Source organism: Dakarella massiliensis, from assembly GCF_001182045.1.
GTDB lineage: Bacteria > Pseudomonadota > Gammaproteobacteria > Burkholderiales > Burkholderiaceae_F > Mesosutterella > Mesosutterella massiliensis.
Map to the genome: position 1 here is coordinate 477,402 of NZ_CVTY01000005.1, position 25,589 is coordinate 502,990.

18 protein-coding genes and 1 tRNA gene are annotated in these 25,589 nt (G+C 56.8%); 8 read left to right on the forward strand and 11 right to left on the reverse strand.

Annotated features, from left to right (window positions below; all coding sequences use genetic code 11):
* Positions 1–109: 109 nt before the first annotated feature.
* The 3 genes from glnA (at position 110) to ntrC (ending at position 4,153) form a co-directional block, all read left to right on the forward strand.
* Positions 110–1,522, forward strand: a complete 1,413-nt coding sequence (glnA, locus tag BN1936_RS03890) for a type I glutamate--ammonia ligase (RefSeq protein ID WP_022443828.1) — start codon at positions 110–112, stop codon at positions 1,520–1,522.
* 77 nt (positions 1,523–1,599) lie between these two features.
* Complete coding sequence (gene glnL, locus BN1936_RS03895; protein ID WP_022443829.1) at positions 1,600–2,703, forward strand: nitrogen regulation protein NR(II); 1,104 nt, start codon at positions 1,600–1,602, stop codon at positions 2,701–2,703.
* Between the two features lie 16 nt (positions 2,704–2,719).
* Positions 2,720–4,153, forward strand: a complete 1,434-nt coding sequence (ntrC, locus tag BN1936_RS03900; protein WP_049686653.1) for a nitrogen regulation protein NR(I) — start codon at positions 2,720–2,722, stop codon at positions 4,151–4,153.
* Positions 4,154–4,186: 33 nt separating this feature from the next.
* Here the strand turns inward: ntrC and BN1936_RS03905 are convergent, their stop codons facing one another.
* Entirely contained in the window at positions 4,187–4,951 is a 765-nt protein-coding gene (locus BN1936_RS03905; protein ID WP_022443831.1) for a glycosyltransferase family 2 protein, read from the reverse strand.
* Positions 4,952–5,056: 105 nt separating this feature from the next.
* On the opposite strand from BN1936_RS03905, the gene BN1936_RS03910 reads away from it, so the two are divergent.
* On the forward strand, positions 5,057–6,133 hold the full coding sequence (locus tag BN1936_RS03910; protein WP_232422057.1) for a radical SAM protein: 1,077 nt from the start codon (positions 5,057–5,059) through the stop codon (positions 6,131–6,133).
* 5 nt (positions 6,134–6,138) lie between these two features.
* Here the strand turns inward: BN1936_RS03910 and xth are convergent, their stop codons facing one another.
* The 5 genes from xth to BN1936_RS03935 all read right to left on the reverse strand — a co-directional run bounded on the left by xth (position 6,139) and on the right by BN1936_RS03935 (position 13,085).
* The gene (gene xth, locus BN1936_RS03915) at positions 6,139–6,930 is read right to left on the reverse strand and encodes an exodeoxyribonuclease III (protein WP_022443833.1); all 792 of its coding nucleotides are present in this window, start codon (positions 6,928–6,930) and stop codon (positions 6,139–6,141) included.
* Positions 6,927–8,963, reverse strand: a complete 2,037-nt coding sequence (locus BN1936_RS03920; RefSeq protein ID WP_049686655.1) for a M3 family metallopeptidase — start codon at positions 8,961–8,963, stop codon at positions 6,927–6,929. Before BN1936_RS03920 ends, xth begins: the two co-directional genes overlap by 4 nt.
* Positions 8,964–9,058: 95 nt before the next feature.
* The gene (gene folD / locus BN1936_RS03925) at positions 9,059–9,925 is read right to left on the reverse strand and encodes a bifunctional methylenetetrahydrofolate dehydrogenase/methenyltetrahydrofolate cyclohydrolase FolD (RefSeq protein ID WP_022443835.1); all 867 of its coding nucleotides are present in this window, start codon (positions 9,923–9,925) and stop codon (positions 9,059–9,061) included.
* A 30-nt stretch (positions 9,926–9,955) separates the two neighbouring features.
* Entirely contained in the window at positions 9,956–10,627 is a 672-nt protein-coding gene (locus tag BN1936_RS03930; protein WP_022443836.1) for a response regulator transcription factor, read from the reverse strand.
* 97 nt (positions 10,628–10,724) lie between these two features.
* The gene (locus tag BN1936_RS03935) at positions 10,725–13,085 is read right to left on the reverse strand and encodes a PAS domain-containing sensor histidine kinase (protein WP_049686656.1); all 2,361 of its coding nucleotides are present in this window, start codon (positions 13,083–13,085) and stop codon (positions 10,725–10,727) included.
* Between the two features lie 185 nt (positions 13,086–13,270).
* Here BN1936_RS03935 and rpiA point away from each other — a divergent pair, with 185 nt between their 5' ends.
* Positions 13,271–13,930, forward strand: a complete 660-nt coding sequence (gene rpiA, locus BN1936_RS03940) for a ribose-5-phosphate isomerase RpiA (RefSeq protein WP_049686657.1) — start codon at positions 13,271–13,273, stop codon at positions 13,928–13,930.
* A gap of 80 nt (positions 13,931–14,010) precedes the next feature.
* Here the strand turns inward: rpiA and BN1936_RS03945 are convergent, their stop codons facing one another.
* Positions 14,011–14,295: an oxidative damage protection protein gene (locus BN1936_RS03945; RefSeq protein WP_022443839.1), complete on the reverse strand. Its 285-nt coding sequence runs from the start codon at positions 14,293–14,295 to the stop codon at positions 14,011–14,013.
* Between the two features lie 192 nt (positions 14,296–14,487).
* Between BN1936_RS03945 and hrpA the strand changes: the two genes are divergently transcribed.
* Together hrpA and BN1936_RS03955 are read left to right on the forward strand one after the other, a co-directional pair.
* Positions 14,488–18,969 (forward strand): ATP-dependent RNA helicase HrpA, encoded by a 4,482-nt coding sequence (gene hrpA, locus BN1936_RS03950; protein ID WP_082164445.1) that lies wholly within the window; start codon positions 14,488–14,490, stop codon positions 18,967–18,969.
* Positions 18,970–19,259: 290 nt separating this feature from the next.
* A complete protein-coding gene (locus tag BN1936_RS03955) occupies positions 19,260–20,291 on the forward strand; it encodes a D-alanyl-D-alanine carboxypeptidase family protein (RefSeq protein WP_157274773.1) in 1,032 nt (343 codons plus the stop codon).
* A 66-nt stretch (positions 20,292–20,357) separates the two neighbouring features.
* Here the strand turns inward: BN1936_RS03955 and BN1936_RS03960 are convergent, their stop codons facing one another.
* From BN1936_RS03960 to BN1936_RS03975, 4 genes are all read right to left on the reverse strand, one after another.
* Positions 20,358–22,331, reverse strand: coding sequence for a (Fe-S)-binding protein (locus tag BN1936_RS03960; RefSeq protein WP_022443842.1), 1,974 nt, complete (start codon positions 22,329–22,331; stop codon positions 20,358–20,360).
* A gap of 249 nt (positions 22,332–22,580) precedes the next feature.
* Entirely contained in the window at positions 22,581–23,630 is a 1,050-nt protein-coding gene (locus BN1936_RS03965) for a quinone-dependent dihydroorotate dehydrogenase (RefSeq protein ID WP_049686659.1), read from the reverse strand.
* A gap of 38 nt (positions 23,631–23,668) precedes the next feature.
* Positions 23,669–24,481: an arginyltransferase gene (locus BN1936_RS03970; protein WP_022443844.1), complete on the reverse strand. Its 813-nt coding sequence runs from the start codon at positions 24,479–24,481 to the stop codon at positions 23,669–23,671.
* 24 nt (positions 24,482–24,505) lie between these two features.
* A complete protein-coding gene (locus BN1936_RS03975) occupies positions 24,506–25,060 on the reverse strand; it encodes an NUDIX hydrolase (RefSeq protein WP_049686660.1) in 555 nt (184 codons plus the stop codon).
* A gap of 78 nt (positions 25,061–25,138) precedes the next feature.
* Here BN1936_RS03975 and BN1936_RS03980 point away from each other — a divergent pair.
* Positions 25,139–25,215: transfer RNA gene (locus BN1936_RS03980), tRNA-Met, on the forward strand.
* The last annotated feature ends 374 nt before the right edge of the window (positions 25,216–25,589 follow it).

The following is a 25,589-nucleotide window of genomic DNA, read 5'->3' on the forward strand; positions in this document are numbered from 1 at the left end:
TTTGCTGAGGTTTTGCTGAAAAGTAAAAACTGGCACGGTAGTTGCTTATATATGGGCGAATGCCAGGGAGAAATGCTCTCCCGGCCCAAGATTGATTTAGGAGAAAAAGATGACGACGGCTAATGACGTCCTCCAGATGGTCACAGACAACGACGTGAAGTTCGTTGGCTTCCGCTTTACTGATACGCTCGGCAAAGAGCAGAGCGTCACGATCCCCGCAGATCAGCTGACTGAAGACCAGTTCGAAGTGGGCCATGTCTTTGACGGTTCCTCGATCAAGGGCTGGAGAGGCATCGAGGCCTCCGACATGCTGCTGCTTCCGGATCCGGAGACGGCCCGCATGGACCCCTTCCGTGAACAGAACACGCTGCTGCTCACCTGCGACGTCGTGGAACCGGACACCGGCAAGGGTTACGAACGTGATCCCCGCTCCCTCGCGAAGCGCGCTGAAGCCTATCTGAAGTCCACCGGTATCGGTGACACCGCTTACTTCGGTCCGGAACTTGAATTCTTCATTTTCGACAGCGTCCGCTATCGCAATGATTCCCAGGACTGCTTCTACAAGATCGAAAGCGAAGAAGCTCCCTGGTCCACCGGTCTCAAGTATGAAGGCGGCAACCTCGCTCACCGTGCCCTGACGAAGGGCGGCTACTTCCCGGTTCCGCCGGTTGATAAGCTGATGGACATCCGTGCTGAAATGTGCACGCTGCTCGCTCAGCAGGGCATCCCGGTTGAAGTGCACCACCACGAAGTGGGCGCTGCCGGCCAGTGCGAAATCGGTACCCGTTTCTCCTCTCTCGTCCAGCGTGCCGACTGGTCCCAGATCCAGAAGTACACGATCTGGAACGTGGCAGCCGCTTATGGCAAGACCGCTACCTTCATGCCGAAGCCCTATCCGGGTGACAACGGCTCCGGTATGCACTGCAACCAGTCGATCTGGAAGGACGGCAAGAACGTCTTCGCGGGCAACGGCTACGCCGGCCTGTCTGAAACCGCCCTCTACTACATCGGCGGCATCATCAAGCACGCCCGTGCCCTGAATGCCTTCACGAACCCGTCGACCAACTCCTACAAGCGTCTGGTCCCGGGCTTTGAAGCTCCGGTGAAGCTCGCCTACTCGGCCTGCAACCGTTCCGCCGCTATCCGTATTCCGAAGGTGTTCAGCGAAAAGGGCCGCCGCGTTGAAGTCCGCTTCCCGGATCCCACGGCTAACTCCTACCTCGCCTTCTCGGCTCTGCTGATGGCCGGTCTCGACGGTATCCAGAACAAGATCAACCCGGGCGATCCGGCTGATAAGAATCTGTACGATCTGCCGCCGGAAGAGAACGCTAAGATCCCGACGGTCTGCAGCGATCTCTCTGAAGCCCTGGCTCACCTTGATCAGGACCGCGAGTTCCTGACCCGCGGCGGCGTCTTCACGAATGACCTGATCGACGCCTACATTGCGGTGAAGCAGGAAGAAGTGACGATGTACCGCGCTGCGGTGCACCCGCTCGAGTACGCGCTCTACTTCGCGAGCTAATGTGCTTGCGTAGGCAGTAAGCAGCAGAGGAGGGGGATTTTTCCCCCTCTTTTTTTCAATAAACGGCGGAGGGCTGAATGACGAAGAACGCAGCGTGGCCTGAGGGCTCTTTTCTCGATTCCCTCGCGACAGGCGTCCTCGCGACAGATCCGAAGGGAAAGATTGTCTATGCCAACGCGGCGAGCGAGGTCCTTTCAGGAGCGTCCAAAAACCGCCTGATCGGTATTTCATCCGAAGCTGTTTTTCCCTCCGCCCGCCGCTGGAATGAACGGTTTCTGTCGGACACCGTCCGGGGGGAACCTACCCTCACAGAGCGGACTGAAATGTTCTGCCCGAGCAACCCGACAGAAAGCCGGAAGGTCCGTGTTACGGTCAGCCGTTTCCCGGGTACCGGCGGCATTCTGATTGAGGTGTCGGATCTTGGAGCCGTGCTGATTGCGGAGAATGAGGCGCAGAAGGTAGGGCTCTCGGAAACCAGCCGTCAGGTGCTCCGGAACCTCGCTCACGAAATCAAGAACCCGCTGGGCGGAATCCGGGGCGCGGCGCAGCTTCTCGAAGGAGAGCTCACGAATCCGGAGCTCCGCGAGTACACCGGGGTTATCATCAGCGAGGCGGACCGGCTGCAGAATCTCGTCGACCGGCTTTTGGCCCCTTACCGTACGGGCCGATCGCTTTCTGACATCAATATCCACGAAGTGCTGGAGCGCGTCCGGCAGATCATTCTGGCTGAGTTTCCGAAGGGACTCTCCTTCATCCGGGACTATGACGTTTCGGTTCCGACACTCCGGGGCGACCGTGAGCAGCTGCTGCAGGTGTTTCTCAATATCGAAAAGAATGCCGCCGAGGTGCTTGACGGAAAGATTGCCGAAGGCACGGCTGAGATCCGGGTGACGACGCGCGTGGCCCAGCAGGTGCAGATCGGTCTCAGGCGTTACCGGCTCGCGCTTTCCATTCATATCCAGGATAACGGTCCGGGGGTTCCGCCTGAAATCCGGGATCGGATCTTCTATCCGCTCGTAACCGGGAAGGCGAATGGGAGCGGTCTCGGACTCTCACTCGCGCAGAATTTCATCCGTCAGCATGACGGATCGATTGATGTGGAGAGCGAACCCGGAAAAACCGATTTCCGCATTCTTCTGCCGCTCTCTCCCCCTGAGACCGGCGATATCAGCCCCGCGTGATTAAGGAGAAAAGTTCATGAATGAAGTCTGGATTGTGGATGATGACCGCTCGATCCGCTGGGTTCTGGAAAAGGTGCTGACAAAGGCCGGGTTCACCTGCCGGTCTTTTTCTGATGGAAACGCCGCCTGGACCGCCCTTCAGAATGACTGCCCTGGTGTGCTGATCTCCGATATCCGGATGCCGGGACCCAATGGGATCGACCTTCTCACGCGCATCAAGGAAAAGTATCCGAAGCTTCCCGTGATCATCACCACGGCGTTTTCCGATCTGGAAAGCGCGGTGTCCGCTTTCCAGAAGGGGGCCTTTGAATACCTGCCGAAGCCCTTTGATATCAATAAAGCGGTCCAGCTTGTGCAGCGCGCGATGGCGGATCAGGAGCCATCGGCTGCCGCTGATGAGGCTGAGGAAAATGAGGAAGAGGGACACGGAACGCTGGAGCTGATCGGGAAAGCTCCGGTGATGCAGGATGTCTTCCGCGCGATTGGCAGACTGTCTCACTCCAGCATGACGGTCCTTATTACAGGAGAATCCGGCGCCGGCAAGGAAGTCGTGGCCCGGGCTCTGCACCGCAGCAGCCCGAGAAGCAAGGCTCCCTTTATTGCGCTCAACATGGCGGCAATTCCCCGGGAGCTGATGGAGTCTGAACTCTTCGGCCACGAGCGGGGCGCTTTCACCGGAGCTCTAGCGACCCGAAGCGGCCGGTTTGAGCAGGCTGACGGCGGCACGCTGTTCCTTGATGAAATCGGCGATATGCCGATGGAGCTTCAGACGAGGCTTCTCCGGGTGCTCTCTGACGGAAATTTCTATCGGGTGGGAGGTCATCAGCCGCTTCACGCCGATGTGCGGATCATCGCAGCGACGAATCAGAATCTCGAGCGCCGCGTGGCGGAGGGGAAGTTCCGTGAGGATCTGTTCCACAGGCTTAATGTGATCCGGATCCGGCTCCCGTCGCTTAAAGAGCGATCTGAGGATATCCCGCTTCTCGCTCACCACTTTCTGATCCGGACCGCGAAGGAGCTTGGGGTTGAGGTGAAGAGGCTTGAACCAGACGCAATGGAAGCGCTGACCCGCTATCCCTTCCCGGGAAACGTGCGTCAGCTCGAAAACGTCTGCCGCTGGATTACGGTCATGGCACCCTCTCAGAATGTGAGAGCGGAGGATCTTCCTGAGGAAGTGAGAAACTGGGAAGCCGGGAAAGACGCGGCGCTTCCGGAAGGACATATGGGGGCGCTTTCTGACTGGAAGGACGCGCTTTCGCAGACCGTGTCCGATATGCTCGACCGCGGCGCTCCTGACATCATGGAGTCGCTCCGGAATCAGTTTGAGCGGACGGTGATTGAGGCCGCGCTTGAAAAGACATCCGGCCGCAGAATCGACGCGGCGGCCCGGCTTGGCATGGGTCGGAACACCATCACGCGGAAGATCAAAGAACTGCGGATGGAAGAGTAAAGATCCTGCAGAGCCTGAGAGATTTTCTCAGGCTTATTTTTTATCCGCCGCGGTGCGCTGAAGCTCGTGCAGCTTCAGGTATTTCATCATCGTGTAGGAAAAGTTGAGGAAACAGAGGTAGGTTCCAAGAGCGCCGTCAAGGAACCCGAGCTTCAGGATCAGCATTTTGAAGAAGCTGCCCGCGCTGTGCCCGAAGATACCGCCAAGCGATGTTCTGCGGCCCTGACGGTAAGCGTTCTCCGCCCAGAGCGTTGAGTAGAGACTCATCTTCCGCTCCCAGGAGCTCCAGTCGGCATATGTGTAGTGCTCCATGTAGCCGGGAAGGGTTTTTTCCTGAAGGCTGCACTCGGGATGCTCATGAACCTGGTTCACCCAGGTCACATCCGTTCTCGGAAAGAGTCTCGTTACCCAGTTGGGGCCGATCACGCCGTGGCGGAATGTTTTTCCGAAGGCGCAGCAGAGTCTGAGCATGCGATACGCGGCGGGCTGAGCGCCAGGCTCCGTGGCGCGGCGGATCGCGGAGGCGAGTTCCGGTGTCAGATGCTCATCCGCGTCGAGGTAAAGCACCCACGTCGCGTCGGTTGCCGAGAGGCCGAAGTTCCGCTGAGCGGAAAAGTCATTTGTCCAGGCCCGGTAGACCACCCGGGCACCGGCTTTTTCCGCGATTTCCACTGTCCGGTCTGTACTGCCGCTGTCGATCAGAATCACTTCGTCCGTACATTGCCTGGCGCTCTGTATGGTTTCCGCAATGTTCTTTTCTTCATTCTTTGTGAGGATCAGTACAGCAAGATTATTCATGGAGATACGGCCGGGCCAAATGTTGGATAAGTAGATGCATTTTAATCGCCGGACGATACCTGTCCATGCGTGAGGATGAGAAACGGAAAGCCGGGAGGCTTTAAAATGACGCCTTTGCCCAATCAGGAAAACTGCTCCATGGAGTTCATAGCGAATGACGGCGCCCCGCGCCTGAGTGATGTAACAGAGAAGCTGCGGTCGCTCAGAGCGAAGGAGCAGCATCTGAGAGGCATTGCGCGAGCCTGGCTTGGGCGGGCCGCGTGGCCGGCGGAGGATGATCTCCGGTTTCCGGAACCCGTGAGGGCAGCGCTGCCGGACCTCAGGCGGTATCTTGACTCGCTTGTAGTGCCCGCGCGGCGAAGCGGGGGCGGTGACGGCAGATCAGAAAAACTTCTGATGAAGCTTCGGGACGGAGAGACCGTGGAAACGGTCGTTCTCCCGAAGGACGGTGTCTGCGTGTCGACACAGGTCGGATGCGCGGTGGGCTGTGCGTTCTGCATGACGGGACGCTCGGGACTCATCCGGCAGCTTGGAAGCGCTGAGATCGCGGCTCAGGTGGCCGCAGCCCGCCGGATCAATCCCGGCATCCGGAAAGTGGATTTTATGGGGATGGGGGAGCCGTCCCACAATCTCCGGGCGGTTCTGGAGGCGGTCCAGTTTCTCGGCACTTACGGGGACTTCGGGCATAAGAGCCTTGTCATTTCCACAGTTGGAGATCCGAGGATATTTGATGCGCTGCTCAGCCTGAAGCCAACGGATGTCCGGCCGGGGCTCGCGGTATCGCTTCACTCAGCGATTGATGAGAAGCGCAGGCATCTGATCGCGAAGCCCGGAGCGCTTTCCGTCACAGAAATCATCAGCCGCGCCCAGGCGTATTCGGACGCGGTGAAGTACCCGGTTCAGTATGAGTGGGTGCTGATCCGCGGCGTGAATGACGGGAAGGATGAGATAGAGAAACTCGCCTCTCTTCTTGAAGGGAAAAACGCGATGCTGAACTTCATCCCGGTGAATCGGGTGGAGGGATCGGACTTTGTCCGGCCCGAGAAGGAAAGGTGTCTGGAGCTTGCGGAAATCCTCCGGTCCCGGGGGGGTGTTGCCAAAATCCGCGTTTCCGCGGCTCAGGATGTGGAGGGCGGGTGCGGGCAGCTCCGAGCCCGCACTCTGAAGAATTTTCAGCCCTGAAAGACTCAGAGACTGAGTTCCAGCACCACCGGAGCGTGGTCGGAAGGCTGCGGCAGCTCCCGGTAGAAGCGCCGGATTTTCACGGATTTGATCTTACCTGCAAGCGCTTCGCTGACGAGCGTATGGTCAATCCGCGCTCCCTGATCACGGAGCAGGGCGTTATTGCGGTAATCCCACCAGCTCCAGTCCCCTTCCGTGACCGGGGCTTTTCTGAACGCGTCCGTGAGTCCCAGGGCAATGAGGGAGTTGAATGCGTCACGCTCCGCGTCAGAGACGAGGATGTGCCCCTTCCAGCCTTCCGGATCCCAGATGTCCGCGTCAGTCGGCGCCACATTCATGTCGCCCACCAGGATAAGGTTCGAGTCCGTGTGGAGGCGCGCCTCAAGCGCGGACCTGAGCGCGCAGAACCACTCAAGCTTATAGAGATACTTCGCCGCGCCCGGTGCCTGACCGTTCGGAAAATAACCGCAGACGAACCGGAACGACGCTCCTGACTGTGCCGTAATGGTCGCCGCGGCGAGACGCCTCTGAGGATCCGGATACCCCGGAACTCCAAATGAGACGTCGGACACCGCAGCTGATCCGTCCCGGGTCAGGATCGCGACGCCGTTATAGCCCTTATGCCCCGAGAAGAGGCAGCTGTAGCCAAGTTCCCGGATTTCAGCTTCGGGGAACTTGTCGTCATCGAGTTTGGTTTCCTGTAGCCCGATCACGTCGCACTGCTCGTCCTTCAGAAACTGCAGGACGTGCGGCAGCCGGATGCGCAGGGAGTTGACGTTCCAGGTCGCGATTTTCATTTGTCTTCACTCATGCCGGAGTGGCGAAGCAGGGCATCCACCGTGGGCTTACGTCCGCGGAAGGCAACGAAGCTTTCCATCGCAGGACGGGAACCGCCGCGGGAAATCACTTCGTCAAGCCACTTCTTGCCGATTTCAGGACTGACAACACCGTTTTCCTCGAAGAGCGAGAAAGCGTCCGCGGAAAGCACTTCAGCCCACTTGTAGCTGTAGTAGCCAGCCGCGTAGCCGCCTGCAAAGATGTGCGAGAAGCTCATCGGGAAGCGATTCTCGGGGATCACCGGGATCACGCAGACTTCCTTGCGGACTTCGGTGAGCAGATGCAGCACGCTGTCATGCTCCGGATAAAAGTCCATGTGGAGAAGCATGTCGAAGAGCGCAAATTCAAGCTGGCGCACCATCGCCATGCCGGATTCGAAGTTCTTCGCGGCCACCATCTTGTCGAAGAGCGCGCGGGGGAGCGGTTCACCCGTCACGTCATGCTTCGAAATGGATTCAACGACAGACCAGTCCCAGCAGAAGTTTTCCATGAACTGCGAGGGCATTTCCACCGCATCCCATTCAACACCGGAGATGCCGGAGACCTCAGCCTCATCGACCCGGGTGAGGAGATGATGGAGACCGTGGCCGAACTCGTGGAAGAGCGTCTGCACCTCGTCATGCGTCATCGTGGCGGTCTTCCCGGGAGCAGGTTTCGTGAAGTTGCAGACCTGATAGGAAACCGGCGTATCGAGCTTGCCCTTATAGAGGCGGCGGGTTCTGTCGCCGTCCATCCAGGCACCGCCCCGTTTCGTGGGACGGGCATAGAGATCGAAGTAGAGCTGGGCGATCAGTTTGCCATCCTTATCTTCAATCCGGAAGAACTTCACATCCGGATCCCAGACGCTCGCGTGATCCTCACGGATATGAATGCCGTAGAGCGTTTCGACCAGATGGAAGAGTCCCTTGAAGACCGCGTCCTGCGTGAAGTAGTGCTTCACTTCCTCATCCGAAAACGCGTAGCGCGCCTGACGGAGTTTCTCCGCGGCAAAGCTGATGTCCCAGGGCTGAAGCGATTCGATACCGAGTTCCTTGGCGGCAAATTCCCGCAGCTCCTCCATATCCTTCAGCGCATAGGGGCGGCTCTTCTTATTCAGATCGCGCAGGAATCCGACCACCTGTTCGGGGGTCTCAGCCATCTTTGTCGCGAGAGAATATTCCGCGTAGTTACGGAAGCCGAGGAGAGACGCGAGCTTCTTTCTGAGCTCAAGCGTTTCACGGATCACCGGCGTGTTATCGAACTTATCGGGGCCGAGTTCGGAAGCGCGGGTAGAGAAAGCCCGATAGGCTTCCTCGCGCAGCGAGCGGTCTTCCGCATACTGCAGAACTGGGATGTAGGAGGGGAACTGCAGCGTGATCCGATAGCCTTCCTTGCAGGCCTGTTTTGCGGTTTCCCGGAAGAGCAGACGGGCGTCTTCGGGAATGCCCTTCAGCCGGGAATCATCCGCGAGATCAAGCGTCCAGGCGTTCGTCGCGTCAAGAAGATTTTCAGAGAATTTCTGAGAGAGAGCGGAGAGCCGTTCACTGATCGCCTTCACTTCCTGGCGATCAGACTCGGGGAGCTCCGCGCCGGAAAGGCGGAAGTCCCGCAGCTCATCATTGATGATCTTCTGGCGGACAGGTGTCAGGGACTCAAACCCGGAGGCGTCATGCATCGCCTTGTACTTTCCGTACAGGCTCTCATTCTGGGAGAGTCCGATCCAGAACTGCGTAACCTCGGGGAGCATCTCGTTAAAGACGTTGCGGAGCGCCTCGCTGTCGTTCACGGACATCAGGTGGCTCACGGCACCCCAGGCGCGGGAGAGACGGAGCGTCGCCGTGGTGAGGGTCTCGGCGACCGAGTCAAAATCCGCGGGAACCTCAGGCTTTGTCACGGCGTCAAGCGTCTTCTGCGCTTCAGCAATCAGCTCGCGGATAGCCGGCGCGACGTGTTCAGGGCGGATCGCCGCGAAATCAATAAGACCGTCAAGATTAAGAAGGGGATTCTGCGACATAGGCAAATACTTTTTCCTAAATTGAATAGCTGTAAAAAGAAAAAAGCTTCCGGCAACAGACGCGGGAAGCTTTTTTCCTCGTGAATGCTTGATGATTAGTTTAGCGACTTCCCGAATTTACCCAAGGCGGCGCTCACGGTGTTCGTCAGGAGCATCGCGATCGTCATCGGGCCGACACCGCCCGGAACGGGGGTGACGTAGGAGGCCTTTTCGAGGACGGATTCAGTATTCACATCGCCGCAGAGCTTGCCGTTTTCGTCGCGGTCCATACCGACGTCGATCACGACAGCGCCTTCCTTCACGTAGTCAGCAGTCACCAGTTTCGCGCGGCCGACAGCGACAACGAGGAGGTCAGCTTCACGGCATACCGCCGGGAGATCCTTCGTGCGGCTGTGAGCGATTGTCACGGTGGCGTTCCGTTCAAGGAGCATCAGCGCCATGGGCTTGCCGACGATATTGCTGCGGCCGACCACGACGGCGCGCTTGCCTGTGCAGTCGAAACCGATCGAGTCGAGCATTTCGGCAATGCCGGCCGGCGTGCAGGGACGGAAACCGGGACGGCCGACGAGAAGGCGTCCGGCGCTGTTCACATGGAAACCGTCGACATCCTTATCGGGGCTGATCGTGTCGATGACCTTCAGATCCGAGATGTGCTTCGGGAGCGGGAGCTGCACGAGAATGCCGTCGACCGACGGGTCTTCATTCAGGCTGCGCACGAGGTTAAGAAGCTCTTCCTCGGAGGTGCTTTCCGGAAGACGCTTTTCAATCGAGCGGATGCCGGCTTCTTCACAGGCCTTGATCTTATTGCGGACATAGACCTGGCTCGCCGGATTTTCGCCCACGAGGACGACTGCGAGCCCCGGGCGGTAGCCGTGCTCAGCTTCGAGCTGGGCAACCTTTACCTTCATATCGGCGCGGATTTTTGCGGCGAGCGCCTTGCCGTCAATCAGTTTTGCTGTCATTCGTTCTCTGTCTGTTCGGTAATGTGCGGTTTACTTGGCGGCCTGGGATCCATCGAGGAATTTGGCCGGCTGCGACGTGTCCATCACGACACGCATAAGATCCGCAACGGTACCAGAATTTGTCTTATCCATGATGCTCGCGCGGTGAGCTTCAACCGTCTTGATTGAAATGCCAAGGTCATCGGCGATCTGCTTATTGAGACGGCCGGCAACGATGCGTTCCAGCACCTGCTGCTCGCGCGGCGTGAGCTTCGCGAGCAGCGCCTCGTTCAGGCTCTGACGCTCATTCTTCATCCGGCGTTCGCGCGCTTCATTCAGCATGTGCTCCACCTGAGCCTTCAGGGCTGCCTGCTGGAAGGGCTTCTCAATAAAGTCGACCGCGCCTTTCTTCAGAGCGCGGACCGCCATCGGGACGTCGCCGTGGCCGGTAATGAAGATGATCGGCAGATCGGCTTTTCTCGCAAGGAGATGCTCCTGGACCTCAAGGCCGCTCATGCCCGGCATGCGGACGTCAAGCACCAGAACTGCAATCGCGTTCGGATCATACTTCGCGATGAAGGATTCGCCGCTGTCATAAAGCTCGACCTTATAATCGTTTGCTTCGAGCAGCCAGCGAAGAGAGTCGCGGATGGCGTCGTCGTCATCCACGACGTAAACGGTACCCTTGGTATCCTGAGTCGATGTATTAGAAAAAACCGTCATCTGATGTCCTCACTCCTTGCGGTGTCCCGGGCCTGAATAATCAATAATCGTGCCCATTAAATAACTATAACCCTAGTTCTGTGGAAAAGCTCCTGACTTACGCCTGGAAGGCGGCGCCTTCCGTATAGGCCGGCAGTGTCAGGATGAAGATTGTGCCGCCGCCCGGATTGTCCTCGACGCGGAGCCGCCCCTGATGCATTTCTGCGATGGAGCGGCAGATGTTGAGGCCAATGCCCATTCCTTCTGCCTTCGTGGAGAAGAACGGTTCGAAGAGCTTCGCCTTCACGTCAGCCGGAATGCCCGGGCCGTGGTCAGAAATCTCGAATGCTACCTGATGCTCGGACTCAATTGGCTTCACGGTGAGCGTGATTTCATGATTCTCGCAGGGTTCCGCGGCTTCCATGGCGTTCTTCAGCAGATTGAGAAGCAGCTGCTCGATCATCACGGCGTCGCACACGACGCTGCTCACTTCAGGAGAAATATCAAGCTTCACCGTGGCGTCACGCTTTTTCGCCTGAATCAGCGCGAGCTCCATCGTTTCATCAATCAGTTTCTGAACCGGCGTGGGTGTCATTTCAGGCGCGGTACGCTTCGCGAATGAACGGATCCGCTTGATAATCGCCGCTGCCCGCTCGGCCTGATTGGACACTTTGTTAAAGGCCTGGGCGCAGTCGCTTTCGGAAAGTTTCCCCATCTGCATGAGCGTGAGAGCGGCGGACGCGTAGTTCGTGATGGCGCCGAGCGGCTGATTCAGTTCGTGTGCGAGCGAACTCGCCATTTCGCCCATTGTGATCAGGCGGGACGAGAGTTCAGCCTTCTTTTCCTGCTGTGCGACGAGTTCCTCATTTTTCCGTCGTTCGGTGATATCGGTGGCAATCTGCAGCTCTGCCGTGAGACCGTCTGTCCAGACGAGTTCACGCTCACGGACATCAAACCACTTGTCTTCAGGAAGATAGTGAATGATGCCGGTGAGAGTGCCGGATGAGGCATCCTTATTGGGAATTTCGGACACCAGTTTCTGGTGCGGCGACGGATCGTCTCCCCAGAGGTTGTGATACGTCGGATTCGTGTAGAGAAGAATCGTTTCGCCGTTCCGTTTCCCAAGGACGCTCACAGCGGAGTCAATCGAGTCGAGCACCTTGGTGATGCGTTCGCGGCCGCGCGCGAGCTCGTCCGCGATCTTCTTCGCCTCCGTGATATCGGAGACCATTTCAAGCCAGCCAATCTGGTTCCCGCTGTCATCGGTGAGCGGGTTGAGTTCGATCGACGCAATGAAGGTTGTGCCGTCAGGACGGGTGACCGTGGTCTCAAACTGCCGGCGGAGATTTTCGCCGTCTGTCACATCACGCGCGAGCTTCAGATACTCGTCCCGTTCGTGCTCTGACCAGTAGCTGTAGGGGGGCATTTCTCCAGCGATCTGCTTATTTCCGAGGCGGAAGAGATCCCGGAAGGCGCGGTTCACATAAACGATCATTCCCCGCATGTCGGTAACCCGGAGGCCGGAAGCGATGCTTTCAGACATCGCGCGGCGGATCACGGACTCCGCGAGAAGATGCCGGGATGTCCGGCGCTGACGGATCTGGAACCCGGCGAGACCCAGAAACGCCACAAGCAGCGCGGTGCCAAGCCCGAGAATGGAGAGCGTTGACAGATCCTTGGTGAAAAGGAAGGGGCGGTTGAAGGGGGAAACAGAGAGTGTCACCGCGGGCGGAAGCGGCGGGAGGAGAATGTCAAACGACTCCTCAGTCGTCTGAGCGACGGAGGAAGTGGAAATGAATTTCTTCCCGTTCACTTTGAGTGACAGAGAAGCCCGGTCAAGGAGCGAGCTCGGTGTTACCTGATGCATGAAGCCCGCGAGCGAAATGCGCGCGATGATGGCTTCATTATTGGTCGACGGAACAATGAGATTGATATAGGGGGTTGAGTTCCCCTTATAGAAATAGGGATTCGAGAAGAGCGCGGTCTCACTGTCGTGGGCGCGCTTCAGGGTTTCCAGTGTGTCCTGCATCGCGAGCTTCTGGCCCGCGGGGAGGCTGAGGGCCTCGAACGCAAATCCTGAAGCGTACGAGGTGAGAACAGTCTCATCCTTCACGAGACTGATTTCAACAATCTCGGGGCGGGACTCCATCAGGCGTCTGGCCAGCCCCTGGGCACGGGTGGAAAGACGCCAGTTCGGGTGGTGAAAGATGCTGAAGGAGTAGCGGGAAACCGCCTCGCTCGTCGTCGACAGACGGGCGTCAACGGTTTCCGCGAGCAGCTCCGCGGACTGGGCAATATCATTCCGCTCATTTGTGCGGTAGATATGCGAGATATAGAGAGCGGAAATAACGAAAACCGAAAGAATCACGGCGAGCGCGATCCATGTCGCGTAGAAGCCGAAATTGCCCGGTGAAATTTCTTCCGTGCGTGAAAGCCCCTGAAATAGGCTCTCATCTTTTCGCGTTGCGAGGACTTTCATCTGTTCATCTGGGATTTCAGGTCCGCCCGATTTCCCTGTCTCCTTATACCTGCGCCGGCACCCAGAGCCGCCGCGTCTTCCGTGCCGGATATCGCTTTAATGCGGGTTCGCCTAAAAGTTTAAGGCCTTGACTATTAAAATGAGAACCAGCAATACATCCCCCAACAAAAAAAGCGATATTTCCTATGAATCAGAATGAGCTGAAGAAGGCTGCTGCGGAGCGCGCGGTGTCTTTTGTTCAGGAAGGCCGGATTCTCGGCGTTGGTACAGGTTCTACCGTTGATTTCTTCATCGACGCGCTGGCCGCCTCCGGCAAGAAGGTTCCGGCCTGTGTCTCGAGCTCGGTCCGTTCGACCGAACACCTGGAGCGCCTCGGCTTCAAGGTGCTTGATCCGAATGAAGTGGATGAGATCGAGGTCTATGTGGACGGTGCCGACGAGATCGATTCCGGCTTCCACATGGTGAAGGGCGGCGGCGGAGCGCTGACGCGGGAAAAGCTTCTTGCCTCGCTCGCGCGTACTTACGTCTGCATTGCCGATGAAAGCAAGCTTGTGCCGGTGCTCGGCAGGTTCCCTCTGCCGGTTGAAGTGATTCCGATGGCGGTGGGTGTTGTGAGCCGTCAGCTGAAAGCGCTGGGCGGCGAGCCGAAGCTTCGTGACTTCACGACGGATAATGGCTGCAAGATTCTGGATGTTTCCGGTCTTCAGATCACGGATCCCGTCGCGCTTGAGGAGAAGATCAATCAGATCCCCGGCGTTGTGACGGTTGGTCTCTTCGCGCGGCGGGGGGCTGATGTGCTGCTGCTCGCCACGGCGGACGGCGTGAAGGAAAGCGCCGCGCTCTGATTGCCGCGGAGTTCCATGAGCCGGTAACAGAAAAGGCGGAAGCAATGCTTCCGCCTTTTTCACTGTGAAACCGATCAGGTTTACTTTTCCTCAGTCGGAGGCACATAGTTCGGCACAGCCTCGGTGCCGACGCCGTCGCCGAAGAAGTACTTGTCACACTGGTTCAGCAGGTGCTTGCGGACGTTGGGATCCGACAGATTGAGCTGGTACTCATTTACCATCATGGTCTGGAGCTGCTGCCAGCTCTGCCAGGCTTCTTTGGAAACATTCAGCCAGATCTTCTTTCCGAGTTCGCCGGGAATCGGAGGGAAGTCAAGTCCTTCGAGTTCCTTGCCGAGTTTGATGCATTTCACCATGCGTGCCATGAGTTGGGATCCTTTTCGTTAGGTGCGGCAGAACCGTGAGGCCTTCCTCAACGCTGCCGGCAGACACTTTACTCTTTTTGTTCTGTTCTTCCCGACCGGGTGCCAGGGCTGAGCCGGCAGAGGCAGAGAAGTGACTCCTATAATTTTGACATACTCCGAATTAACGCTTAAGGCTTTCAGAGCCTCTTATTTATGAAACTGGAAAACACGGGAAAAAGTCTGTCGGATCTCGCCTCTCTCCTTACGGAAAGAAGTAGCAGCGGCAAGGAAAAGGGGAATGAAGCAGCGAAGGCAGATTTCGATCCGCTGCATCCTTTCAAGGCCAGAAAAAAGCGTTCAGCTTCGGTGCCTGCGGGAGCGAAGCCTTTATTCCCGAAGGAAGGCGCCTCTGGCCTCGGGGCTCTGGCCAGACTCAGAACAGAGTCCGAAACCGCTGTTACCCCGGTTCCTCAGAAGTCTGAGAAAAAAGCCTCATCTCTCTATAAGACTCCTGTGTCCCGTCCCACGGTGAAAGCCGCCCATACAGAGCCGGCAAAACCGGTATTGCCCGACGCGCGTGAAGCAAAACGGGCGCGCGCGGAAGAAAGCCGGGATCAGGCGGTCCGGTCTGAATGGAAGGCGTCTGGTCCGAAACCGGATCAGGCAGGCCGTGCCGGGGTGTCTCCGGTGCCTCCTCAGAAAGAAGAGCCCAGAGAGGGCATCCGGTTCCCGAAATTAAAGAACACTCAGGAAAAGTCTCAGACACCGTCCCGGAAGCCGCAGCAGCAGAAGCCTCAGGCGAAATCCCAGACGAAAGATGCCGGGAAGCCGTCCCATCCGGAGCCGAAGCAGGACGCACATCCCAAAAAACCGAAGCAGCATCACCGCCATGCCGATCGGAGGACGGATGCCGCCAGGCCCGTTCAGATGCCGGTCAGGAATCCGGTCCCTCCTTTTGAGCTGATGGAGGGGCTTCCGGTTTCCGCCCGCGCGGATGAAATCGTCAAGGCGATCCGGGAGAATCAGGTGGTGATCGTGGCCGGCGAAACCGGTTCAGGAAAAACCACGCAGCTCCCGAAACTCTGCATGATGGCGGGCCGCGGCACAGCAGGGCTTATTGGCCACACGCAGCCGCGCCGTATCGCGGCAAGCTCTGTTGCGAAGCGCATCGCGGAAGAACTGCATACGGACCTCGGCACGGTCGTGGGCTACAAGGTCCGGTTCTCTGACCATACGACATCCGGCATCACGGTGAAACTGATGACGGACGGTATTCTGCTCGCTGAGACACAGACCGATCCGCTGCTGCGGGCTTATGACACGCTGATTATCGATGAAGCCCACGAGCGTTCAATCAATATTGACTTCCTGCTCGGCTATCTGAAGCGGCTTCTCGCGAAGCGCCGCGATCTGAAGGTGATCATTACCTCAGCCACGATTGATACGGAGCGGTTCGCGAAGCATTTCGGCCGCGATGAGGATCACCCCGCTCCGATCATTCAGGTGTCTGGCCGCACGTATCCGGTTGAGGTCCGGTACCGAGCGATTGAGGATGATGACTCAAACGACGATAAAACGCTCATGGGAGCGATCTCGGACGCCGTGGATGAGCTCGAAATGGCAGGCCGCGGCGACATTCTCGTTTTCCTGCCGGGTGAGCGGGAAATCCGCGAGGCTGCTGAGACGCTGAGGAAAAATGATCCCCAGAGCCGTGTTGATATTCTTCCGCTTTACGCGAGGCTCCCTGCTGAGCAGCAGGAGCGGGTGTTTAAGAGCGGCGGAAAACGCCGTATTGTTCTCGCGACCAATGTGGCGGAAACCTCGATCACGGTGCCCGGAATCCGCTACGTGGTTGATACTGGTCTTGCCCGCGTGAAGCGTTATTCCTACCGCAATAAGGTGGAGCAGCTGCTGATTGAACCGATCTCACAAGCGGCAGCCAATCAGCGAAGCGGCCGATGCGGCCGTGTGGCTGACGGTATCTGCATCCGGCTGTACAGCGAAACAGATTTTGCCCGCCGGCCGGCCTATACCGATCCGGAAATCATGCGTAGCAATCTAGCCGCGGTGATTTTGCGCATGAAGTCACTCGGTCTCGGTGATGTGAAGGATTTCCCCTTTGTGCAGGCGCCGCCTGCCCGCGCGATTTCAGATGGCTACGCGATTCTCTCCGAACTGAACTGCGTGGATGACAGGGGAGGTCTCACGAAGATTGGCCGGACGCTGTCCCAGCTTCCGGTGGATCCGAAGCTCTCCCGGATGCTCCTCGCGGCCAGTGAAAATGATGCCCTCGCTGAGGTGCTCATTATCGCGGCAGGGCTTTCGGTTCAGGATCCGCGTGAGCGTCCGCCGGAACAGGCCGCCGCGGCTGACGAAGCCCACCGGAAACTCTCTGACACGAAGAGTGACTTCCTCTCCTACGTGAAGCTCTGGAACTATGTCGAGAAGGCGTATCGGGATAAGGAATCAAACCGAAGATTCCAGGATCAGATGAAGCGTCAGTTCCTGTCACCCCGCCGCCTGCATGAGTGGCATGACGTCGTGAATCAGCTGCTCGATATGGTGAAGGGTCTGGGGTGGCGGATTAACACTGCTCCGGCAACTTTTGAGCAGGTGCACTGCTCACTCCTCACTGGTCTTCTCGGCTCGGTCGGTATGAGGCGGGTTGACGCTGATTTCCGGGCGCCTCCTTATATGGGAGCCCGCGGTATCCGGTTCTGGATCTGGCCGGGGTCTCCCCGGGCGAAGAAATGCGGTCCCTGGATTGTGGCGGCTGAAATCGTGGAAACGTCCCGGCTGTTTGCCCGCTGTGTCGCGGATGTGACGCCTGAGTGGATTGAGCGGATCGGCGCTCACCTTATCAAGAAAAGCTGGACTGAACCGCATTGGGAAAAGAAGCGCGGTGAAGTGGTAGCGCTTGAAAAAGGCACTCTCTATGGACTCCCGGTCTATGGAGGCCGCACGGTGTCCTATGCGAAGCATGACCCGAAACTGTCCCGCGAGATCTTTATCCGCGAAGCGCTGGTTGAGGGAGAGTTTGATTCCCAGGCGCCGTTCTTCCAGCATAACCAGACGCTGATTCATGAGATCCGCGATCTCGAGCAGAAGAGCCGTCGGCCCGACGTGCTGGTGGATGATGAGGATATCTTCGCTTTCTATGACGGGAAGCTTGGGGATGAAGTGTGTGATGCGGCGTCGCTTGAAGCGTGGAGGAAGGACGCGGAAGCTGCCAATCCGAAGCTTCTCTGGCTCAGCCGCGATGACCTGATGCGTCACAGCGCACAGGGCATCACGCTTGATATGTACCCGAAGACCATTACGATGGCCGGCATATCAATGGCGCTGAATTACTATTTCGACCCGGGCAGCCCGAGAGACGGCGTCACACTCGTCGTGCCGCTTTTCGCGCTGAATCAGGTGGACGAGAGACGCTGCGAGTGGCTCGTTCCCGGCATGCTGAAGGAGAAGATCCGGGCGCTCGTGAAGAGCCTTCCGCCGAGACTCCGCCGCAACTGCATTCCGATTCCGGAGTATGCCGAAGGATTTTTTGAGCGTTACGGGATCGGCGAGGTGCCGGAGGAACATCTGCTCGATGTTCTGATCCGGGATCTCCGGGAGGAAAAGAGCACGATCTGCGAGCAGCGCGACTTCAAGCTGGAGCAGCTCGCGCCTCATCTCTTCATGAATTACAAAGTGATCGATGAGCACGGCAGACAGCTTGATATGGATCGCAGCCTCGCAAAGCTCCGCTCCAATCTCGGCGCCAAGGCGCGCGAAACCTTCCAGGGCCTCGCCGACCATGACGCCAAAGTGGTGGATGAACTTGAAGATTCCATTACGACCTGGTCCTTTGATGAATTGCCTGAATTGATGGAAATTCACCGGAAGGGGCAGACCCTGATCGGTATTCCCGCTTTGGTGGATCATGGCGACACGGTGTCGCTTGAAGTGTTTGATGATCCTCAGAAAGCGGCTTCCGTTCACAGGGACGGGCTTCGCCGTCTGTTCAGAATTCAGCTGCGCGAGCAGGTCCGATTTATCGATAAGAATCTCCGCAGTCTGCAGAGCGCTCTGATGCAGAGCGCCGCAGTGCCGCAGATTTCAAGAAGCTTCGATAACTTCGAGGATCTGAAGACGCAGGTGATTGACGGCGCCCTCGAGCGTACCGCTCTTGCGGATCCTCTGCCGAAGAACCGCCAGGATTTTTACAGCCGGCTTGAGGATACCAAGGGACGTCTCTCACTCGTCGCGCAGGATCTGGCACGGACTTTTGAGGATCTGATGCGGGAAGCGGTGAGGATTCCGAAGCTTCTGAATGGCTATAAGGGGCAAAGGGAACTGCGGGAAGATGTCGAGGAGCAGCTCGGACAGCTTTTCCCGAAACACTTCCTGGTGACCGTGCCTGCAAAAGCGTTTTCGAACTACCCGCGCTATATTGCGGCCATTGTGATGAGGCTGGAAAAATTCAGGGATTCGCCCGCCCGGGATGCGGAGAAAACCTCAGAAATTCATCAGCTTGAGGTCCCATGCTTCCGCCGTATAGCGGAGCTCCGGGGACAGAAGGAACCCCGGCTTGAAGACTTCTTCTGGCAGCTGCAGGAGCTTCGCGTTTCGCTTTTCGCACAGCAGCTGAGGACTCCGATCCCGGTTTCTGTTAAACGGTTACAAAAAATTTGGAATTCAATTAAATATTGAGTTTATGCCGCAAACACTTGATTCGGAATAACTTTAAAAATTAATTTAGTTACATTTTCGTTTATGCAATTTTGTTCGCATGCGTTCGCACTAATTGCAAGGGGTGCCAATCCCATGTACCATCAAAAGGCGAGGTATGCGTTCTACGCTAGGCTGGATAAGCCTTTGGCGGCATATCGTTATTCTGATCAAGTGGTTTGTATCCTGAAACAGAGGCTCCTATGTCCTTTGCCCTGAAAATAATCGTTTTTAGCGTGACGATGGCCTGTTTTGTCCTGGCCGGACAAGGCGTGGCTTCCGCAAAAACAGCCGCCAAAGATCCTGTGGTGCATGCGATAGCAAAGGCGAAGGGTAAAAAGGTTCAGAAACCGGCTGCCAAAAAGAAGGTGGTATCCAGGGCCAAAGCCACGGGACGCCGTGTTCACCGGCAGCTTGCGCCATCCGGAGTAGTGAAGGCATCGATCCCGCGTCAGGCCGCTCCGGTCGTCATTCCCGAAGATCAGAAACTCGCTCAGCAGCTTCGCCAGGCACCTTCCCCCGCCAATCTGAATCTGACGGCGGCCAGTGCTTTCATGTTCAATCAGGATAACGGCCGGGTTCTTTTCGAGAAGAACGCGGACGCGCAGCTTCCTGTCGCATCGCTCACGAAACTGATGTCCGCTCTGGTTATCATGCGCGCGAATCTGCCGATGAATGAAGCCTTTACGGTTCAGAGCGAGGACTATCATCTTCCGTCCTCCTCTTTCTCGCGCCTCCGTATTGGGATGACCTTTACGCGCGACGATCTGCTTCACATCGGTCTTACCGGATCTGATAACCGGGCCATTCATCTTCTGGCCCGCTCTTACCCCGGCGGTATTCCGGCATTTGTTGAGAAAATGAACGAAACTGCCCGCGAGCTGGGGCTGAAGCACACGCACTTTGAAGAGCCGACAGGGCTTTCTGCCAACAACCGGACGACGGCCCGCGAGATTACGCGTATCGCGGCGGAAGCCTATCGTTATCCGAAGATCCGTGAGTATTCCACCTCTCAGCAGCTGAGGTACTCCACGCGCGGCGGTCTGATCCAGGTCCGCTCGACGAACCGCCTGATCCGTGAGGGGGCCTGGGATATCGGCATGCAGAAGACCGGGTACACCGGTGCCGCGGGTCACTGCATGATGCTGCAGACCGAGGTCGGCGGCAACCGCGTCCTGATGGTGGTTCTGAATTCGACCAGCAACAATAACCGCATTACCGATATGAAGCGCATGCGTGACTGGTATGAGCGTCAGCTGGGCGTTAAGGGCGGAGCGGCCAAGCTTTCCTATAACCTCATGTAACGCTTTTTCAGAAGTCATAAAAAAACCGCCCGAAGGCGGTTTTTTTATGGGCGGAAGAGGAAGCAATCAGGCGAGGTGCTCCGCCACGATTTCGGCAATGTCCTTCACCTGAATCGTCTCATCCTTCTCTTTGGCCTTGGCAGACTCCATCATCGAGAGGCAGAAGGGGCAGGCAGTCGCGAGCTGCTTCGCGCCGGTGTCCTTCAGCTCATTGAAGCGGATCACATTGACGCGCTGAGTCTTGCTGCCATCCGACCAGAACTGACCGCCGCCGGCGCCGCAGCAATTGGTGTTCTCCTTGCAGAACAGCGGCTCATGCATGTCTGTCTTCATCGCAGAGAGAATTTCGCGGGGCTCTGACGAGAGACCGTTATAGCGGCTGAGATAGCACGGGTCCTGGTAGGTCGTCGCAATATCGTTTTCGCTCAGATTAGGAAGTTTGCCGTCACGGATGAGATTCCGGATCAGCTCAACGTGAGAAATCACTTCGAACTTACCGCCTTCAAACTCAGGATATTCATTTTCCAGAGTATTGAAGCAGTGAGGGCAGGCGCAGAGGATCTTGCCAAACTTGTACTGGGAAAGATTGGCGATATTTTCAGCAGCCGCGGTCTGGAAGAGGTACTCCTCGCCGAGACGGCGGGCGAAATCCGCGTGGCACCGCTCTTCAGCCATGACGCCAAAGCTCAGACCGGAGGCTTTCAGAATCTTCACCATCGAGCGGGCGATTTTCTGGGACCGCTTATCAAAGGAGGCTGAGCAGCCGACCCAGTAAAGAATGTCGACAGGACGATCCGGATCCATGATCGGAAGATCCAGGCCCTCGGCCCAGTCGAGCCGCGAATCCGGATCCATGCCCCACGGGTTGCCGACCGATGCGATGTTCTGCAGGGTCTTCGCGACTCCCGGGGGGAACTTGCCTTCTTCAAGCGCATAGTGGGTGCGCATCTTCACGATGGCATCCGGAAGATTGATGCGGGAAGGACAGGCATTGGTGCAGGCGCCGCAGGTGGTGCAGGCCCAGAGTTCGTCCTCAGAAATGAATTTTTCCGTCGGTTCATTTTCACCGCCGTTCGCAAACGCGTGCTGAAGCTTCAGCACAACGTTCTTCGGATCAAGCGGGGTTCCCATTTTGACTGCCGGGCAGACAGCGGAGCAGCGGGCGCACTCCGTGCAGGAAGCAAAGTCCAGACGGTCTTTCCAGGTGAACTGCTTCATCTGGGAAATGCCAAAGGTTTCCTGTTCCTCAATGTTGTCGATCTTCGGAGCGGCACCCATTGGTTCGAGCTTCTGCTCAAAGATGTTCCAGGGGGTCTTGAACATATGAGAGAAGAAGTTAAGTGGGATCGACGCAATGAAAGCGAGGGAACCAATGCCGTGAATCCACCAGAGGATCAGATGCGCGGTTTCCAGCTTTTCGGCAGAGATACCGGAGAAGAGCGTTGTAGCGATGAAGTTGCCCACAAAGGACCAGCCGGCCCAGGCCGGTTTCTGTGCGGCAAGGCGGAGCGCTTCAAGGAAGAAGCCCGTAATGATGATGAGGGCGAGAGACCCGATCAGCATCGCGAAACGGGGAGAGGCTTCAAGAGACACACCCTTTTTGATCCAGCGGGACCAGACGGCGACCCCGAGGCCCGCGAGTGTCGCAAGTCCGGCAAAGTCGAGGATCAGTTTGTAGAAGAGGTAGAAGTCTCCCTGAAGGATCCGGAAGCCGAAGAGCAGACGGGTGATGTCCCAGTCAATCGTGGCGAGCGATGTACCGAAGAAAAGGAAGATGAATCCCCAGAAAAGCGCGAAATGCGCTTTTCCGACAGGTGTGCGAACGATCCGTTTCTGCACGAAGCCTTCGGTCCATAGTCTGCGCATCCGTTCCGGAACGTCTTTTTTCAGCTGCGCGGCGGCACCTGAGCGGATGAATTTCACCGCTTTGACGATTCCCCAGGCACAGAGCAGAACAGACAGTATGCCGAGAACATAAATCAGAACCTGTCCGGAGACAGGCACGTTCCAAAATGTCGGACGAGAAGGTATTGGGGTCATGGAATTTAAATCCTGAGCAGGCTGCGGCCTTTTGGGTTGGACAGGAGGAAAAGACCGGCCGGGCTGCGGGTGTCGGCTTCAGAGTGTCTGCGTGCCGAGATTGTTTTAACGGGATCAAATAATAAAACAGGGGTTCATGTTTGCCAATTTGACGGAACCCGATCGCATTACCGCAAGCACGGGGATATATAAAAAGCTCTGCCCCTTAATTGGCAGGGGCAGAGCCTTTAATCGGGTAACTGCCCTAATTTAGGCTTTGTGGCTATGGCGCCATTCAGCGATCGCTTCGGCGGCGGAAGCGATAAGAGCGGGACCGGAGTAAATAAAGCCCGTGTAAAGCTGAACAAGGCTCGCCCCGGCCTCCATTTTTGCCACAGCATCCTCAGAGGACATAACGCCGCCTGAGGCAATAATCGGCAGTGTTCCCTTCAGGTGGTCGGAGAGAACGCGCACCACCGCGGTTGAACGCTCGAAGAGCGGACGTCCGGAGAGACCGCCGACCTGATCTGCATTCGGAAGACCTTTGATGTTGTCCCGGGCGAGTGTGGTGTTGGTGGCTGTGACAGCGTCCATCCCGTACTCCACGAACTGATCAGCCGCGCGGCGGATAGCGTCATCATCCAGATCCGGGCTGATCTTTACGGTAATCGGAACGAGGCGGCCGGTGCGGTCCGCGAGTTCCTTTCTCTTATCTGCGATCCCCTTCAGCAGAGGTCCGAGTTCATCCTCTCCCTGCAGTTTCGTGAGTTCCGGCGTATTCGGGCAGGAAATATCGATTGCCAGGTAATCCGCAAGCGGATAGAGCTTATCCATGCACTCCTGGTAGTCAGCGAGAGCGCCGGAAAGCGGTGAGGAATTCTGTTTGCCGATATTGATACCCAGGATGCCGCCCCGAAGCCGGAAGGCATCAGCACTCTTCAGGTTTTTAATGGCCTGATCGGCGCCGCAGTTATTGAATCCCATGTGATTGATCACGCCCTTGGCGGGGATGACACGCCAGCAGCGGGGCTTGGGATTTCCAGCCTGGGGACGGGGCGTGATTGTTCCGACCTCAATATGACCGAAACTCATGCCTCCGAGAGAGCTCACATGGGAGCCGGTTTTATCCATGCCGGCGGCAAGCCCGATGGCGTTAGGGAAGCGCAGTCCCATGACGGTGGCGGGATCATCCTTTGGAATGTGAGTCACCAGTTTGATCAGTCCGAAAGGCACGGCCCAGTCAATGTTATTCATGATCACCGCGTGGGCGGTTTCAGGGGACAGGCGGAAAAGAACTGATCGAGCGAGGTCGTAGAGCATAGGGTAATTTTTATCGGATCAAAAAAGTCAGCTTTATTTTAGATACTTACGGACAAGGTTGTTCTCGGACAGGCGGCAAGTTCACGGGATCGATCGCGTGATTCACGGATTTCGCCCTCGCAGTCCTCGAGCAGTTGCCACCTGCTGTCCCAGAACACCTGGAAGGGTTTGAAGAGGCGTTTGTAGTCCATCTGAGGCAGTTCGTAGAGCCAGTAGCCGAGATACAGGTACTGATGAGCACCGCGGGCACGGGCAAGACCGATCTGCTTCAGGATTGAAAAAGTACCGAGGCTGCGGGCAGGGTAGTCAGGGGAAAAGAATGTGTAGACCGCGGAGACGCCATGGGTAAACAGATCGACAATGGCGAGTGAAACGAGTTCACGCCCTAGGCGGGTTTCAAGAAGAATGGTATTCACATTGGTTTCGAAGAGGGCTTCCATGAATTCACCGTAGCTGTAGTCCGTCATCATGGAGCCGACGTGCCGGGATGCTTCATATCTCTGATAGAGGTCGTAGTACTCGGAGGTCGGTTTGGGGTCCCGAATAGGGATCAGCGTGAGATCACTGTTCCGCTTCAGCAGTTTCCTCATGGTACGGTTAGGCCGGAATTCATCGGCGGGAACCCGGCTGGAAATGCAGTCACGGCACTGAGGACAGCAGGTTTTATAAATGATCGTTCCCTGACGGCGGCAGCCATGGAGAGCTAGATGGTTATAGAGCTCTGAGGACGTGCAGGATACGGGGTGCTCAATCGCCATCATCATGTCTCTTGAGTCTTCGTAATAAGAGCAGGGGTTCGGCGGGGTCGTGTACTCCTTGAAAATGATTCGCTTGATATGTTCGTCAGCCATGTGTCCCGACCAGTGTTGGAGAAGTTAAGGTTTTCTGAGGATGATGTGATGCGTCCTGAAGAGTCCCGTACGCCTGTCATCGAAGAAGAATCGCAGTGTACGGGTGATCGTCGGGAAGGCAATCTGATCCCAGGGGATATCTTCTTCTTTAAAGAGACGGCATTCAAGAGATTCAGGTCCCGGGGCAAAGTCCGGGGAATTCAGATCAGAGAGATAGAAGAAATGAATCTGATCCGCGAAAGGAACATCTATTACGGTAAATAGCATCCGGGGCAGTACCCGGGCGCAGGCTTCTTCTTCATTTTCGCGGAAGGCGCCGTCAAAAGAGGATTCATTGCTTTCCAGGTATCCTCCCGGGAGGGTCCAGTAATTTCTCCGTGGTTCGATGGCTCTCAGACACAGAAGCACCTTATCCTCCCAGACGGGAATGGTTCCGCATACCGGAAGAGGATTCACATAATGAATATGGCCGCACCTGGGGCAAACTGCCCGGGGGCGGTTTTCTCCCTCAGGAATGGCTTCTATAAGAGGATTTCCGCACATCGCGCAGAAATGGGGAATACGGGATTGAGCTGTCATAAAAATATTCGACCTGATTTTTTCTTGACAATTCGATTAGCATATGTATAATGATACCTGTTTGATGCATTTGGTTACCGCGGGGTGGAGCAGCTCGGTAGCTCGTCGGGCTCATAACCCGAAGGTCGTAGGTTCAAATCCTGCCCCCGCAACCAGTAGCAGATAACCGCTCAGGGTTAAGAGCGGTTTTTTTATTCTCCTAAAAAACCTCAAAACTGAGGCTTGACAAGAGAATGAAAATTCGTAAAATACCAATCTCGCTGTTCAACAGCGACGTTCTTTAAAAACACAATAACGAACCGATAAGCGTGGGCATCTGATTTTGATCGAGTTTCAACTCATAAAAAATCAGGTGCTTGAAAAGACGAATGGAATGATGCAGAAGCGAAAGCTTCTGAGAAATACCAGTCGATAATTTTGAGCGCGACGCTTCAGGAAACTGAAGCAAATGAAGTAATAGCAGTGATTGAACTCAAGAGTTTGATCCTGGCTCAGATTGAACGCTGGCGGCATGCCTTACACATGCAAG

What these genes read in the sequence shown, in the direction of transcription:
- BN1936_RS03910 (WP_232422057.1), top strand. Translation starts at nt 5,057, where the DNA reads ATGACGCCTTTGCCCAATCAGGAAAACTGCTCCATGGAGTTCATAGCG.
- xth (WP_022443833.1), bottom strand. Translation starts at nt 6,930, where the DNA reads ATGAAAATCGCGACCTGGAACGTCAACTCCCTGCGCATCCGGCTGCCG.
- ntrC (WP_049686653.1), top strand. Translation starts at nt 2,720, where the DNA reads ATGAATGAAGTCTGGATTGTGGATGATGACCGCTCGATCCGCTGGGTT.
- BN1936_RS03945 (WP_022443839.1), bottom strand. Translation starts at nt 14,295, where the DNA reads ATGGCACGCATGGTGAAATGCATCAAACTCGGCAAGGAACTCGAAGGA.
- BN1936_RS03905 (WP_022443831.1), bottom strand. Translation starts at nt 4,951, where the DNA reads ATGAATAATCTTGCTGTACTGATCCTCACAAAGAATGAAGAAAAGAAC.
- hrpA (WP_082164445.1), top strand. Translation starts at nt 14,488, where the DNA reads ATGAAACTGGAAAACACGGGAAAAAGTCTGTCGGATCTCGCCTCTCTC.
- glnL (WP_022443829.1), top strand. Translation starts at nt 1,600, where the DNA reads ATGACGAAGAACGCAGCGTGGCCTGAGGGCTCTTTTCTCGATTCCCTC.
- BN1936_RS03920 (WP_049686655.1), bottom strand. Translation starts at nt 8,963, where the DNA reads ATGTCGCAGAATCCCCTTCTTAATCTTGACGGTCTTATTGATTTCGCG.
- folD (WP_022443835.1), bottom strand. Translation starts at nt 9,925, where the DNA reads ATGACAGCAAAACTGATTGACGGCAAGGCGCTCGCCGCAAAAATCCGC.
- BN1936_RS03970 (WP_022443844.1), bottom strand. Translation starts at nt 24,481, where the DNA reads ATGGCTGACGAACATATCAAGCGAATCATTTTCAAGGAGTACACGACC.
- BN1936_RS03960 (WP_022443842.1), bottom strand. Translation starts at nt 22,331, where the DNA reads ATGACCCCAATACCTTCTCGTCCGACATTTTGGAACGTGCCTGTCTCC.
- rpiA (WP_049686657.1), top strand. Translation starts at nt 13,271, where the DNA reads ATGAATCAGAATGAGCTGAAGAAGGCTGCTGCGGAGCGCGCGGTGTCT.
- BN1936_RS03975 (WP_049686660.1), bottom strand. Translation starts at nt 25,060, where the DNA reads ATGACAGCTCAATCCCGTATTCCCCATTTCTGCGCGATGTGCGGAAAT.
- BN1936_RS03930 (WP_022443836.1), bottom strand. Translation starts at nt 10,627, where the DNA reads ATGACGGTTTTTTCTAATACATCGACTCAGGATACCAAGGGTACCGTT.
- BN1936_RS03935 (WP_049686656.1), bottom strand. Translation starts at nt 13,085, where the DNA reads ATGAAAGTCCTCGCAACGCGAAAAGATGAGAGCCTATTTCAGGGGCTT.
- BN1936_RS03965 (WP_049686659.1), bottom strand. Translation starts at nt 23,630, where the DNA reads ATGCTCTACGACCTCGCTCGATCAGTTCTTTTCCGCCTGTCCCCTGAA.
- glnA (WP_022443828.1), top strand. Translation starts at nt 110, where the DNA reads ATGACGACGGCTAATGACGTCCTCCAGATGGTCACAGACAACGACGTG.